Here is a 14,010-nt window from a genome sequence, read left to right on the forward strand (position 1 = left end):
GACACGAGCTCTCAAACCGAAGGCATTGGCTGCTAAAGGAGGCGCGCGAAATGGATCGTTTGAAAATTTCCACCCGGCTGACTTTCTCGTTCATGACATTGATGGTGCTGATACTAGTGCTGGGAGGGGTTGCACTTTGGGGGTCGTCGACTCAGCGCTCAGCCCTCACCGACATCACCCAGAAGCAAATCCCGATCATTCGCACTCTGAACACCATCACGGATGGCGCCAATGAACAGGCGATTCAGTTCCGCAACCTCGCGATCTTTTCCACGGAGGCGCTCCAGACCTCGGCACGTGCCATGATTCAGAAGACCCGCACGGAGCTGGCTGCAGAAATGGACTCCCTGGGCAAGCACACTCACTCGGGCCTGGGCCAATCGCTGCTGGAGGAACTGAAGCTGCGCCGTCTGGCCTTCCTCAAATCCGGCGATGAATTTCTTGGACTGATCGATCAGGGCCAAAGAGATGAAGCTCTGAGGCTGCTGGAAACCCAGCTGCGCCCCAACCAGCTCGAATATCAGCGGGTCATCCGCAGCATGCTGGATCACCAGACCCAAAGCTCCGACGTGGCCAGCCAGAAGGCAGAAACTGCTGCCGACAACCTGTTCCAGGAAGTGTTGGCGACAAGTGCAATCGCCATTCTTCTAGCGGTGACCCTTGCCATCACGATCACTCGCTCCATCACCCGCCCCCTGTCCCAGGCCATGGCAGCAGCCGACCGAGTGGCCAGAGGTGATCTCAGCGGCCAGATCACGGTGAAATCTCAGGATGAAACCGGTCAACTGCTGAGTGCGTTGCAAAGCATGCAACACAGCCTCGTGAGCACGGTGTCGGCGGTGCGCGGCAATGCTCAGGGAGTTGCTTCGGGCAGCGCTCAGATCGCCATGGGCAATAACGACCTATCCAGCCGCACAGAAGAGCAAGCAAGTGCTCTTGAGCAAACTGCTGCGTCCATGGAACAGTTGAGTGCTACGGTCAAGCAGAATGCCGACAACGCACGCCAGGCCAATCAGATGGCAGTGAATGCATCCTCTGTGGCTACACAGGGTGGTGAAGTGGTCGCAGAGGTAGTGGAGACCATGAAGAGCATCAATGAAAGCAGCCACAAGATTTCCGACATCATCGGTGTCATTGATGGCATCGCTTTCCAGACCAATATTCTGGCTTTGAATGCCGCCGTCGAAGCTGCCCGCGCCGGCGAGCAAGGACGAGGCTTTGCAGTGGTGGCAAGCGAAGTTCGGGCTCTGGCTGGACGCTCGGCTGAGGCCGCCAAGGAGATCAAGCAGCTCATTACCACCAGTGTCCAGCGCGTGGAGCAGGGCTCCTTGCTCGTGGACAAAGCTGGCGAGACCATGACCGGTGTGGTCACCGCCATTCGGCGCGTCACCGATATCATGGGTGAAATCAGCGCTGCCAGCCATGAGCAAAGCTCGGGCATGGCCCAGATTGGGGAAGCCGTCACCCAAATGGATCAAACCACGCAGCAGAACGCAGCCTTGGTCGAGGAAATGGCCGCCGCAGCCAGCAGCTTGCACAACCAAGCACAGTCCCTGGTCGAAGCGGTGGCAGTCTTCAAGTTGTCGGAGCACGAGCAACATGCCTCTGCCGCAATGCAGGCAGCGTCGGTCAACCCGACAAAAACGGCAACAGTGGCAAAGGTATCGGAGTCGCCTCCAAAGCCCCTCATGACCACCAAATCCCCTGTGCTGCGTCGCCCGGTTGCTATCGCTGGAACACAGCAGGCCACGAATAAGAATGGCGATGACTGGGAAACTTTTTGAGGGAGCTTCCGAGCGGATCCGTGAGCAAAGGCGGTGAGGCGTCAAGCCTGCCGTTTCTTGAACCTACCGGTGTCGTTGCATAACTCAGTGCTTGGCAGCAGATATGCGTAGTCGATGAGCGACTCCACACACCAAGACCTGCTGCCAGCGGCTTCTTGGGAGCATTACAACGACCGGCCCTACGTGATGCCCGCCAGTCATCACCCCTGACAGCAACTCTGTTTTTATTCGAGCCGATGACAGATCGGGATTCTGGGGGACGCGCCTCCCCGCACTAGCGCAGACATCCAAGTACTCGCATATCCCCGCCGGCTGCGGCGGCACTTCGCAGTTCACAGATTGCCATCATGGCCAGTTGGTTCGGGGTCCGGCTGGTCGCTCCACGCAAGGTGCAAGTTACGCGTTTCACGGAACGTGTACAGACGTTTTACAGTTCCACCCGAGCTTCGCGCCGCACGGCCTGTGGCGGCATGCCGAAGCCACGCAGGAAGGCTTCGCGCATATGGCGCCGGTCACGAAAACCTGTCTCCCGAGCAATCACCTCCAGCGGATGCCGACTGCTTTCAATCATCAGCCGCGCGGCTTCTAGCCGAAGGCCCTCCACGGCTTTGGCGGGGGACTGGCCCGTCTCGGCCGTGAACACCCGGCTGAACTGGCGTGGACTCAAGCTGGCAGCTTCGGCCAGCTCTTCCACACTCAGTGCTTGAGAAAGGTTGCGCCGTGCATGCTCCAACGCCTGCTGGATACGGTCTGACTTGGGTGCCAGCTTGAGCATCTCCGAGTGCTGTGACTGTCCGCCCGAGCGGCGCTGGTGCATGACCAGGCGATGTGCAACCGACCGTGCAACCTTCGCGCCCAGATCTTTTTCCACCAGCGCTAACGCCAGGTCGATCTCCGCTGTCATACCGGCAGAGGTCCAGATCGGTCCGTCGGCGATGTAGATGCGGTCGGCCTCAATCTGCGCCTGTGGGTGGCGCTGTTGCAAGGCCTCGGCCCAATACCAGTGCGTGGTGGCGCGGCGCCCGTCAAGCAGACCCGCGTCGCCCAGCAGGAAAGCGCCCGTGCACAGACCGGCCACGCGCCGCGCGGACACCGCCACCTTGCTAAGTAACCGGATCAGTTCCGGTGCCGGAGCGACGTCCCTTGGAGCGAGGTTGCCCGCAACCAGCCAGGTGTCTGCCCTGCTGTGTGCGGTGAGGGGCTTCGCCTGCAATGCAAGCCCTGCCGAAGCTCGGGCCGTACCACTCATCGCATAGGTCTCCACCTCATAAAAGGGCTTCTCCACCATCAGGTTGGCGAGTTCGAACACAGCCTGGGTGGCCAGCGCCATGACTTGGAAGCCTTCCGGCAGCATGTAACCGATGCGGTGCATAAGAAACGTCCTTTCCAATGTCCTTTTTCATGACTATATACGTCATTTACGACAAACCCCGCACATCGCACCATTCATGTCATGGACAACATCCGTCAACCTCAAGGAGTTTCACCATGGCACAAACCCATCTCGGTACCGCCCTCATTACTGGGGCATCCAGCGGCATCGGTGCGCTATATGCAGAAAAGCTCGCTCAGCGTGGCTATGACCTGATCCTGGTCGCCCGCAATCGCGAACAGCTGAACGCGCTGGCGAGCAGCATCAGCACTCGCACCGGCCGTGCGGTAGAAGTCCTGCCGACCGACCTGAACGACCGCAATGAACTGGCACGCGTGGAAGAGCAATTGCGCACGGACGCCAGCATCACCTTGCTGGTCAACAACGCGGGCATGGGCACACATACGCCCTTGCTGCACAGCAACGTTGAACAGATGACCCGCATGGTCGATCTGAATGCCACGGTGCCCATGCGGCTGGCCTATGCGGCGGCTCCTGGCTTCGTGGCTCGTGGACGTGGAGCGATCATCAACATTGCGTCCATCGTCGCCATCTCCCCTGAGACCCTGAATGGCGTCTACGGTGCCAGCAAGGCTTTTGTGCTGGCCTTCAGTCAGTCGCTGCAGCATGAGTTGACTGACAAAGGTGTTCGGGTGCAGGCAGTGTTGCCTGGTGCTACGGCCACGGACTTCTGGGCCATCGGTGGATTGCCGGTAGAGAACCTGGATGCAAGCATCGTGATGAGCGCCGAAGACCTCGTCGATGCAGCACTGCTGGGGTTTGAGCGAGGAGAAAAGGTCTCCATCCCCTCGCTGCATGCTGGCGAGAAGTGGGATGCCTATGAGGCCGCCCGCCGAGCTATGGCAGGCCAGTTGTCCAGCAACATCGTCGCCCAGCGCTACGCCACCGCGCACTGACTATCGCAAGGAGCCCAAGTCATGAAAGCCGTTATTGCAGCTTATGCGCGCTCGCCATTCCAATTCGCCCGCAAAGGCCGCCTCGCCGAAGTGCGGCCGGACACGCTGGCAGCCCAGGTCGTACAGGGTTTGTTGAAGCGCTCGGACCTCGATCCTGCACTATTGGAGGATGTGATCCTCGGCTGCGCCTACCCCGAGGCCTCGCAAGGCAACAATCTGGCGCGTATCGTCGGCCTGCTGGCCGGCCTGCCCGAAACCGTGGGCGGCATGACCGTGAACCGGTTTTGCGGCTCGTCGATGCAGGCCGTGCATATCGCCGCAGCGCAGATCGAGGCCGGCATGGGCGACGCCTTCCTCTGTGTGGGCGTGGAGTCCATGACGATGGTTCCGCAGGGCGGCTTCAACTTCTCCCCGAACCCGCTGTTGCAGGCAAATACCGACGCCTATATTTCAATGGGCGAAACGGCGGAAAACGTGGCGCAGAGATGGGGTGTAAACCGCGCCGACCAGGAGTTGCTGGCACTGCAGTCCCATCTGAAAGCCGCCGCTGCCCGCGACCAGGGTCTGCTGGTCGATGAAATCGTGCCTATTCTTTTACCGGGCGGAGAGCTGCTGGATGCCGACGGCTGCATACGCCCTGCCACCACACTGGAGGCCCTGGCCGGGCTCAAACCCGCCTTCAGGCCTGATGGCGCGGTCACGGCGGGCACATCGTCGCCGTTGACCGACGGTGCTGCGGCCGTGCTGGTCACCCGAGACGATTTTGCCGAACGCCATGGTCTGCAGGCACTGGCGCGCATCCGCAGCTTCGCGACCGTGGGAGTGGACCCAGCGATCATGGGCATAGGTCCGATCCCTGCCGCGCGCAAGGCGCTGGCCCGTGCAGGTCTCACTGTGGCCGATCTGGATGTGGTTGAGATCAACGAAGCTTTTTCGTCGCAGGCGCTGGCCTGCATCCGAGACCTCGGCCTGGACATGGCGACCGTGAATATTGACGGCGGCGGGCTGGCCATCGGTCATCCACTGGGGGCCACTGGTGCGCGCATCACAGGCAAGGCAGCTGCCTTGCTTGCACGACGGCAGGGACGATATGCCCTGGCCACCCAATGCATCGGCGGTGGGCAAGGGATTGCTACGGTACTTGAGAGACCGTGAGCTCACATCGACAAAGACCAAGACGTCAACTCCACTCAAGGAAACCGTGATGCTCCGTAGCACCGAAACCCTGGACAGTCTGCTTGAACGCCAGCGCGGCACACTGCCCGATACCTTTGGCGCGCGGCCGCTGGCACTTGCCGAAGGCCGCATGACCATGGAGCTGGCTATTGCGCCGTGGATGATGGCTCCCAATGGCTTTCTACATGCCGCCACGCAGGTGATGCTGGCCGACACCTGCGCCGGCTATGCGACCCTGGCGCATCTACCGGAGGGTGCAAAAGGGTTCACGACACTGGAGCTGAAATCCAATTTCCTTGGTACTGCGAAGCAAGGAATCTTGCGCGTGGAGGCCGTGGCCGAACATCTGGGAAGGACAACGCAGGTGTGGTCGGCCACCTTGTTCGATGACAAGGGGCGCAGGCTATCGCTATTCCGTTGCTCGCAGATCGTGCTCTGGTGACTGGGCCCTTGCCGCACTTGAGGCGGCAGCCTGAAAACATCCGACAGAAATCGATGGCTCCCAGGGTGAAGACGGAGTTCGGATACCGCGCAGCGCGCAGGTCAGGCTTTCGCCATGACCTGCGATCCGCGCCAACAGCGCCCCCCTGTGCGAAAGTCAGCCGAGCCGACGCACAAGACGCGCGCCCCCCGAACTCGCAGGAACAAGAACACCTGCACCGCGCATTCCGGCAGCTATGTATTCAACGCGAGCTCCGCCATAAGTTTCACTCCGGGGCTGCAGCTGTATGGCCCGCGCCAATGCTGGTCACGAGCCGCTCAATGGCGGCACACCAATCTGTTGGCACTCCCTGCCGCTTTATGAAGCGCCGCCATGCTGCGCTGCTGCATCACGATTTCCACCCTACCGGTGGCGATGAACTCGAGACCATGATCGGCGACACCAGAGGCATGCAGCCATGCCTTTACCTCAACGAGACCGGCGCGCGCTCGTTGAGTATGGCCGACTGTTTTCCCCGCCCTACCCTTGACTAGAGCAAATGAAGTTTGTCGGACACTAATAAAGTTAGTCGAACAAGGACCGCCACTCGTTGCTTGAATTAGTCGCAGCAAAAAGCGCTCGGTGTGAGCGCTTTTGCTTCTAGAGCGTTGTTGGTCTTGCTCGACTGAACTCCGCTACCGGATGGTGCTGTGTAACGACGCGACATCCTCATTGGGGAGGGACTTGGCGACGGGCCTGTCCTGAGCAGCCGCTTCACCCTCGGGACCGGTCGTCGCTCAATTGAGCGTTTGCCACACACTGTCTTGAAGGACAGCTTCAGCCTGTTCCGACAGGCTTGTTCCGACCCATTGCCGCCCTTCGAGTAGTTAGTTCAAACTGCGGCGTTGCAGCGATTGCTGCAGCTCATGCGAATACTGGTGGCAGCCGCATAGTTGCCCTTCGGAGCACGAAGGCAGTCGATCCCTAAACGACCGGTTTTGGGTTAGCAGCAGTCAGTGGCTAGTTGGCCAACTAAGGGAGCAGTGAATGTCCGATAACAAGGGACATGCAGTGATGCTTACAACCCATTGTTGTCGTTCACTTTGATCAGCAAACAACCCAGGGCTACCCTCCAGGGACCCTTTCGACAGTGCCGCATCAACAGTCACCCCCGATGCCTGACAGCCTCGACGAACGCCGAAAACGCCGGCGAAGCCTGCCGCCTATTCGGGTAGTAGAGATGGAACCCTTGAAATGTTGGACACCACGACTGAAGCACACGCTTCAATCGGCCATCCGCGATGTATGGCGCAGCCAATTGTTCGGGAACGTAACCCAGCCCCAGCCCATCAAGGCTGCTGTTGAGCACATGCATGATGCTGTTGAAGACCAGTTGGCCATCACCCTTTACCGTGAAAATCTTGCCGTCCTTCTCAAATTCCCAAGCGTAAATGGAGCCCGAAGGCCTATGCCTGATATTCACGCAACTGTGGCGAGTCAAGTCATAGGGCGTTTTCGGTGGCGGGTGGCGTTCGAAGTAGGCGGGCGAGCCTACGACGGCCAGGCTCCAATCGGGACCGATGCGCACGGCAATCATGTCCTTGCTGACAGCCTCTCCCATCCGGACACCTGCGTCAAACCGTTCTTCGACCACGTTGGTGAACCCATAGTCAACAAACAGCTCCAACTTGATGTCTGGGTAGGTGCTCAAAAACTCCGCGAGCAGTGGCCTCAAGCACAGCTCGATGATGTCATCTGTGCAAGTGATGCGGATTGTGCCCGCTGGCTTGTCGCGCAGTTCGCCAAGAGCTTCCACCTCTGCGGCAATCTGCTCAAACAGTGGAGCTATGGAGCGCATCAGCCGGTCACCAGCCTCCGTCGTTGAAACATTGCGGGTCGTGCGTGCAAGCAAGCGTATGCCCAACCGTTCTTCCAACGCCTTCATTGAATGGCTGAGTGCAGAGGGCGTGACACCCAGCTTGGCTGCCGCTTTGGTGAAGCTCTGGTCGCGTGCGACAGCGAGGAATGCTTGCAGGTCATCAGTTCTGGCAGATTTCATTGCTGAGTAAAACTCACAAGTACATCAAGATTGCACCATCTTATCGAAACCTCCAGCAGACGCGACCATTCAAGGCACGGGCAGCTCAGCGTTTTAGCTGATGCCTATCTCTATCTGGAGTATCGAATGACCAAGCTAGCAATAACTGCCCCTGATCAATCCATCGTGAACGAACGCCGCGACTTCCTGAAGACCAGCGGCCTGGGCGTCGTAGCCCTGAGCGGTTTGTCCCTTGCCGGGCCAGTCGTAGCACAAGCAGCACCACCGACTGCATCCGAAGGCGCTGACAACTTCTACAAAAGCAACCGTGTTGTTATTGAGAAAGTTCGGTTCAAGAACCAGTACAACATGCGGATAGTAGGCAACTTGGTGTCGTCTAAGGACCGCAAGTCTGGGCAGCAATCGCCCGCCATCATCGTGGGCCACCCTATGGGCGCAGTGAAGGAGCAAAGCTCCATGCTCTATGCGCAGAAGCTCGCTGAACAAGGCTTCGCAAGCCTGGCCATCGACCTGCCATACTGGGGCGAAAGCGAGGGGCTACCGCGAAACCTGGTAGCCCCTGACACGTATGCCGAAGCATTCAGCGCTGCGGCAGATTTCCTTGGCACTCGCGCCAACATCGATCTCAACCGCATCGGTGTGCTGGGTATCTGCGGCAGCGGAGGTTTTGCTATCAGCGCGGCCAAGCTGGACCCACGGCTAAAGGCCATCGCTACGGTCAGCATGTACGACATGGGTGCGGTGACGCGCAATGGCCTGAACCAATCGCAGAATCTTGAGCAGCGCAAAGCTTTGCTAGCCAAGGCTGCGGGACAGCGAGCTGCCGAGTTCGATAGCGGCAAGGGCATCTTCCTGAACTACCTTCCATTGCAATTGCCTTCGGATGCTGACCCCGTCACTCGTGAGTTCTGGGAGTTCTACCGCACACCTCGTGGCATTGTCGTTCCCGAAGGTCGCACGCTAGAGCGAACGCAGAACCGCATGTTGACCAGCGAAGTTCGCTTCATGAACTTCTACCCGTTTAACGACCTGGAGCTGATTGCGCCACGTCCGCTCTTGTTCATCGCCGGCGACCAGGCCCATTCCCGAGAGTTCAGCGAGGACGCCTACCGCAAAGCCAGCGGTCCCAAGGAGCTGTTTTGGGTGCCAGATGCCGGACACGTGGACCTCTATGACCGTGCGAACCTGATTCCCTGGCAAAAGCTGACCTCATTCTTTACCCAACATTTGGCGGCTTGAAGCAGTGAACCCTCAAGTCACAGTCGACGAAAGTCGTGAGCGCGTTGCCGAAGGTACTGCGCGTTGGGGAGGTGTCTTTGCGATGACGCTCTGCGTCTTTGCTTTGATTGCTTCGGAGTTCATGCCGGTCAGCCTGCTTACGCCCATGGCCGTAGATCTCAAGATCAGCGAAGGGTGGGTTGGGCAGGGTCTTGCTATTTCAGGAGCTTTCGCTGTTCTTGCGAGCTTGGCCCTGCCTGCACTGGCGGGGCGGTCCGACCGCAAGGCTTTGCTGCTTGGCCTGGCCGGGCTGATGTGCCTCTCTAGTTGCATCATCGGGTTCGCAGGCAGCTACACCATCTACATGGCAGGCCGGGCGCTGATCGGCATCGTAGTCGGTGGATTTTGGTCGCTGTCCGCTGCAACGGCCATGCGGCTTGTGCCGGCCAACAAAGTCCCCCGGGCACTGGCGACCCTGAATGGCGGTAACGCTCTGGCCACAGTATTAGCAGCCCCTATTGGCAGCTACCTTGGCAGTGTAGTCGGGTGGCGCGGTGCCTTCTCCTGCTTAGTTCCAACCGCCCTCGTTGCGCTTGTCTGGATGTGGTGGAGCTTGCCACCCCTGCCTGCACATGCCACGAAGATAAGCAACGCCAATCCTTTGCGGCTGCTGGGCGAGCGACGCATCGTGCTGGGCATGCTGGCCGTCGGCGTTTTTTTCGCAGGGCAGTTCACTCTATTCACTTACCTTCGGCCCTTTCTGGAGAACGTGACCCAGGTGCGAAGTGCCTGGCTGTCCGTCATGCTGTTGATCATCGGTGTCGCAGGTTTTGCAGGAACGGTGCTCATTGGAGTCGCACTCCAGCGTGGGCTGTACGTCACGCTGATGGTCGCACCGCTACTGATGGCCGTGATTGCGGTGGCACTGACGCAGGTGGGTACTTCCATGCTTCTTGTGGCGGCATTGCTGGCGGTATGGGGTTTTGTCGCAACCGCAACGCCCGTCGGTTGGTGGACCTGGATCGCCAACACGCTACCCAGAGATGCTGAAGCCGGCGGCGGCCTTATGGTGGCGGTAGTTCAGTTGGCCATCGCATTGGGATCTACGGTGGGTGGCTTGCTGTTCGACCGCAACGGCTATCTCAGTACCTTCATCACAAGTGCTGGGCTTCTGCTCGTCGCTTCGTTCCTTGTCTTCCTGACGGCGCGCTCCACCGGCGCTTCAATTTTCCCATCTCATACCGACCGTAAGGCAAACGTATGACATCAAGCATCGACCGCAGGGGACTCCTGCAATCAGCATTGGCCGCAGGTGCGGCTGGTGCCCTCGGCCTGCCATCTGCACAGGCCTCCACTGAAAGCAACCATATAGACAGCAAAACCGTGACACAGAACCAAGCCTGGGACAAAGTGTTCCCAAAGAGCGACAAAGTCCAACACAGCAAGCTCCAGTTCAAAAACCGCTATGGCATCCGACCTCTATGAACCCAAAGACAAGGGCTCGATGAAATGGCCCGCCCTGGTCGTCAGTGCCCCGTTCGGCGCTGTCAAAGAGCAATCATCGGGCCTTTACGCTCAGACGTTGGCCGAGCGAGGCTTTGTCACATTGGCCTTCGATCCATCGTTCACTGGCGAAAGCGGTGGTGAGGTGCGCAACGTCGCCTCACCCGACATTTTCACGGAAGACTACAGTGCGGCCATCGACTGCATTGGCCTTCTACCTCAAGTTGACCGTGAGCGAATCGGCGTTATGGCCATCTGTGGTCTCAGTGGCATGGCGTTGACCGCTGCCTCCAGCGACTCACGCATCAAGGCCGTGGCAACAGCATCAATGTATGACATGTCCCGAAGCATGAGCCGCGGCTACAAGGACAGCTACACCATGGAGCAGCGCCACAAGGTCATTGACTATCTCAGCAAACAACGTTGGGTGGATGCTGAAAAAGGCAGCTACGCCGTGGGACTACACGAAGTGCCATTCGACAATACAGGCAATCTGGTTAGAGGAAACCGCGTTCTTCCGGACACCTTACCGGCTGATGCGGATCCGGTTTTTACCGCCTTCTTCAACTACTACCGGACCCCACGTGGCTTTCATGCTCGATCGATCAACTCGGCGATGGCTTGGACTGCAACCACGCCGATGTCGTTCTTCAACTTTCCAATGGCGGCCAATATCCGAATGGTCTCACCACGGCCAATACTGTTGATTGCAGGCGCCAACGCGCACTCGCGCTACTACTCCGAAGATGTCTACAAGGCGGCATCCGACCCTAAGCAATTGTTGATCGTTCCGGGTGCAGACCATGTCGACTTGTACGACCAACTTGACAAGATTCCCTTCAATGATCTTGAGCGCTTTTTCAAATCTGCGCTGACTTAGTCTCTCTGTTTGACATCAAATGGCCCGGTATCAAGTGGGTGGTCAATTGAAGCCCTGGTACATATATGTCCAGGGGGCCACCAGTCATACCACCAGAGAGAACGAGGGCAATCGTTGCAAACCATATCTACGAGTATGAGCTTGGCTTCAGGCTGGATTGAGTCATTCACAATCCGGCTGTCTGATCGATAGATAGCCAACACCAGTCGTTGAAGTTAGTCTGCACTGATCCACAGCTTTTCCTTGGAGCCAGTAGCTCGATTGGGAGTGTTTTGGCGCCCCCGGCTCGGAGGCACTTATTTTCGCCACACCACTTGTTCAAAGAAAATCCGGTGATCAGATGCATTGTTTGCAAGTGTATGAACAGGCCTGCGCGTTGACTTGGTTCGTCAGAAGATCAAAGTCAACTGCGCGATAAGAACTCGTCAATCTACTTCATTCTTTGCATGCGCATAGACACCCAGAAGCGCTCAGCGGGATGAGTCGTGATACTGGCTTCGAACAGCGTCCCCTCAGGGTCAAAATAGCGTCGCACAATCTTTAGTGCTGGTGCCCCTAACGGCACCCTCAATGAATCAGCCAGTGCAGCGTCGTCAATCTGCACGGCACGGATATCCTGGCGAATTTCAGCGATCTGGCGGCCATAGTGCTGCTCAATCAGAGTGCTCACCAGCGTATCCGGCGTGGACCGCACAAGCTCACCAATGTCTTGGTACTGCGGATCTACGTATACATCAGTCCACCCGATAGGGGGCGCTTTACCGCCCCCCTCTAAGCGCAGGCTAGAAATGCGCAGCCATTGCGCACCGTCGGCGCAGTCCAGATCCTGAGCAAGCGCTCCGACGGCCACTGCAGTGTCGATGTGCTGCACCTGGCGAAGGTGCTCCGCACCGAATTGCACCAGATCATCCACCGAAGCAAGCGTGGGCCTAAATGGGGTGCTGGGCTTAGCTGCGATGACCCGTGTTCCCACGTTCTTTTTGCGCGAGACCAGCCCACGCTCCTGCAGAGCCGTTAAGGCAGCGCGAATGGTGTGCCGACTGGTGTTGTAGTGCTCGCAAAGCTCCAACTCAGTAGGTAACAGCGACCCCACCTCGAAATGACCAGTAGTAATAGCTTCGGTCAGGTGATTGGCGATGGCGGTGAAGTTCAGTTTGGGGGCGGCTTCGTCGTGCATGGAGTCAAGGGTATACCCTGTAGCTTATATGTCCGAACATATCTACATTTTCATATGTCCGAACATATCAGGTTCGGACATAACTGGTTATCTACTCTAACTCACTACAGAACGCACCATGAGCTACGCCGCCGTTCCCCTGTCCAGCACAGTCGTCGACTCCATCCTGTTTCGCGATGCCTTCGGGACTCAAAAGATGCGCGATATTTTTTCGGATCGCGCCCTCATTCAGCGCTACATCGACGTTGAGGTGGGTCTGGCGAAGGCGGAAGCCCATGTGGGCGTGATTCCGGCCGAGGCCGCCGAAACCATTGCCAAAGAGTCACGTATCGAGCGCATCGACTTTGACCACATGCGTCACGAGACCGACATCGTGGGCTATCCAATCTTGCCGCTGGTACACCAATTGGTGAACATGTGTGGCGATGCAGGTCGCTATGTGCACTGGGGAGCGACCACTCAAGACGTCATGGATAGCGCCGTGGCGCTGCAGGTACGCGACGCTATCGATAGCGTCGGGGCCGACATTCGCGAGCTACGCACTATTTTGCAAGGCTTGGCCAAAAAGCACCGCGACACGCCGATGGCTGGCCGCACCCATTTGCAACAGGCATTGCCGGTGACTTTTGGCTATAAGGCTGCGATATGGCTAGCCATGTTTGACCGTCACCAGCAGCGCTTGGCTGAATTGCGACCACGTGTGGCTGTGGTTGGCTTCGGCGGTGCCGCAGGCACACTGGCCTCGCTGGGCGAACAGGGCTTCGCCGTTCAGGCGGCACTGGCGCGTGAGTTGAACCTCGGAGTGCCTGCCACCACTTGGCACGTGGCACGCGATGGGTTTGCAGAAGCCATTAATCTGTTGGCACTCATTACCGGATCGTTGGGCAAGATCGCGCTGGACATCATGATCATGGCGTCCACCGAGTTTGCTGAAGTGTATGAGCCCTTTGTTAAGGGTCGTGGTGCCAGCAGCACCATGCCGCAAAAGCGCAATCCTATTTCCAGCGAATTGATGCTGGCCGCATCGAAGGCAGTGCGCCAGCATGCGGGGCTGATGGTCGATGCGATGGTGCAAGACTTCGAACGTGCTACCGGCCCTTGGCATGCGGAGTGGATTGCCATTCCTGAAAGTTTCATTCTCACTTCAGGTGCGTTGCATCAGGCCAAATTCGCGCTGGGCGGTTTGATCGTAGATGAGGCGCGCATGCGCCATAACTTGGGCATCAGCCGAGGTCTGATCGTCGCCGAAGCCGTGATGATGGGTATGGCACCACACATCGGTCGCCAGCAGGCACATGACGTCGTGTACGACGCCTGCCGCACTGTCAACGAAAAGGGCGGCACGCTTGCTGAAGCGTTGGCCGCATTGCCAGAAGTCACAAAGCACTTCGACCGCGCCACGATTGATCGCTTGACAGACCCGGCCAACTATCTTGGTTTGGCACCGCAAATGGTGGATCGCGCACTGGAACTGTCAGCACAAGTTCAGGCCTGAGTACCTGC

At 58.4% G+C, this 14,010-nt stretch carries 12 protein-coding genes; 9 read left to right on the top strand and 3 right to left on the bottom strand.

Annotation, left to right across the window (positions count from 1 at the left end; all coding sequences use genetic code 11):
* Nucleotides 1-50: 50 nt before the first annotated feature.
* Nucleotides 51-1,784, top strand: coding sequence for a methyl-accepting chemotaxis protein (locus AAIL66_RS14330; RefSeq protein ID WP_343497026.1), 1,734 nt, complete (start codon nt 51-53; stop codon nt 1,782-1,784).
* 427 nt (nt 1,785-2,211) lie between these two features.
* Here AAIL66_RS14330 and AAIL66_RS14335 read toward each other — a convergent pair whose 3' ends face one another.
* Nucleotides 2,212-3,156: a GlxA family transcriptional regulator gene (locus AAIL66_RS14335; protein ID WP_045839565.1), complete on the bottom strand. Its 945-nt coding sequence runs from the start codon at nt 3,154-3,156 to the stop codon at nt 2,212-2,214.
* Between the two features lie 116 nt (nt 3,157-3,272).
* On the opposite strand from AAIL66_RS14335, the gene AAIL66_RS14340 reads away from it, so the two are divergent.
* The 3 genes from AAIL66_RS14340 to AAIL66_RS14350 are packed head-to-tail and all read left to right on the top strand — an operon-like array spanning nt 3,273 to nt 5,691.
* Nucleotides 3,273-4,073 (top strand): SDR family oxidoreductase, encoded by an 801-nt coding sequence (locus AAIL66_RS14340; RefSeq protein ID WP_034409869.1) that lies wholly within the window; start codon nt 3,273-3,275, stop codon nt 4,071-4,073.
* Nucleotides 4,074-4,094: 21 nt separating this feature from the next.
* Entirely contained in the window at nt 4,095-5,228 is a 1,134-nt protein-coding gene (locus AAIL66_RS14345; RefSeq protein ID WP_034409871.1) for a thiolase family protein, read from the top strand.
* 49 nt (nt 5,229-5,277) lie between these two features.
* Complete coding sequence (locus AAIL66_RS14350; protein ID WP_343497027.1) at nt 5,278-5,691, top strand: PaaI family thioesterase; 414 nt, start codon at nt 5,278-5,280, stop codon at nt 5,689-5,691.
* 1,144 nt (nt 5,692-6,835) lie between these two features.
* Here the strand turns inward: AAIL66_RS14350 and AAIL66_RS14355 are convergent.
* Nucleotides 6,836-7,729 (bottom strand): LysR family transcriptional regulator, encoded by an 894-nt coding sequence (locus AAIL66_RS14355; protein WP_343497028.1) that lies wholly within the window; start codon nt 7,727-7,729, stop codon nt 6,836-6,838.
* Between the two features lie 126 nt (nt 7,730-7,855).
* Here AAIL66_RS14355 and AAIL66_RS14360 point away from each other — a divergent pair, with 126 nt between their 5' ends.
* The 4 genes from AAIL66_RS14360 to AAIL66_RS14375 all read left to right on the top strand — a co-directional run bounded on the left by AAIL66_RS14360 (nt 7,856) and on the right by AAIL66_RS14375 (nt 11,330).
* Complete coding sequence (locus AAIL66_RS14360; protein WP_343497029.1) at nt 7,856-8,968, top strand: alpha/beta hydrolase; 1,113 nt, start codon at nt 7,856-7,858, stop codon at nt 8,966-8,968.
* 82 nt (nt 8,969-9,050) lie between these two features.
* On the top strand, nt 9,051-10,211 hold the full coding sequence (locus AAIL66_RS14365; protein ID WP_343497030.1) for an MFS transporter: 1,161 nt from the start codon (nt 9,051-9,053) through the stop codon (nt 10,209-10,211).
* The gene (locus AAIL66_RS14370; protein WP_343497031.1) at nt 10,208-10,432 is read left to right on the top strand and encodes a twin-arginine translocation signal domain-containing protein; all 225 of its coding nucleotides are present in this window, start codon (nt 10,208-10,210) and stop codon (nt 10,430-10,432) included. Before AAIL66_RS14365 ends, AAIL66_RS14370 begins: the two co-directional genes overlap by 4 nt.
* Nucleotides 10,413-11,330, top strand: a complete 918-nt coding sequence (locus tag AAIL66_RS14375; protein WP_343497032.1) for an alpha/beta hydrolase — start codon at nt 10,413-10,415, stop codon at nt 11,328-11,330. Before AAIL66_RS14370 ends, AAIL66_RS14375 begins: the two co-directional genes overlap by 20 nt.
* A gap of 430 nt (nt 11,331-11,760) precedes the next feature.
* On the opposite strand, the gene AAIL66_RS14380 is transcribed toward AAIL66_RS14375, so the two are convergent.
* Complete coding sequence (locus tag AAIL66_RS14380) at nt 11,761-12,507, bottom strand: GntR family transcriptional regulator (RefSeq protein ID WP_343497033.1); 747 nt, start codon at nt 12,505-12,507, stop codon at nt 11,761-11,763.
* A gap of 118 nt (nt 12,508-12,625) precedes the next feature.
* Between AAIL66_RS14380 and AAIL66_RS14385 the strand changes: the two genes are divergently transcribed.
* Nucleotides 12,626-14,002, top strand: coding sequence for an adenylosuccinate lyase family protein (locus AAIL66_RS14385; RefSeq protein ID WP_343497034.1), 1,377 nt, complete (start codon nt 12,626-12,628; stop codon nt 14,000-14,002).
* The last annotated feature ends 8 nt before the right edge of the window (nt 14,003-14,010 follow it).

The sequence above is a fragment of the Comamonas sp. F1-6 genome (assembly GCF_039581415.1).
Classification (GTDB): Bacteria; Pseudomonadota; Gammaproteobacteria; order Burkholderiales; family Burkholderiaceae_C; genus Comamonas; species Comamonas thiooxydans.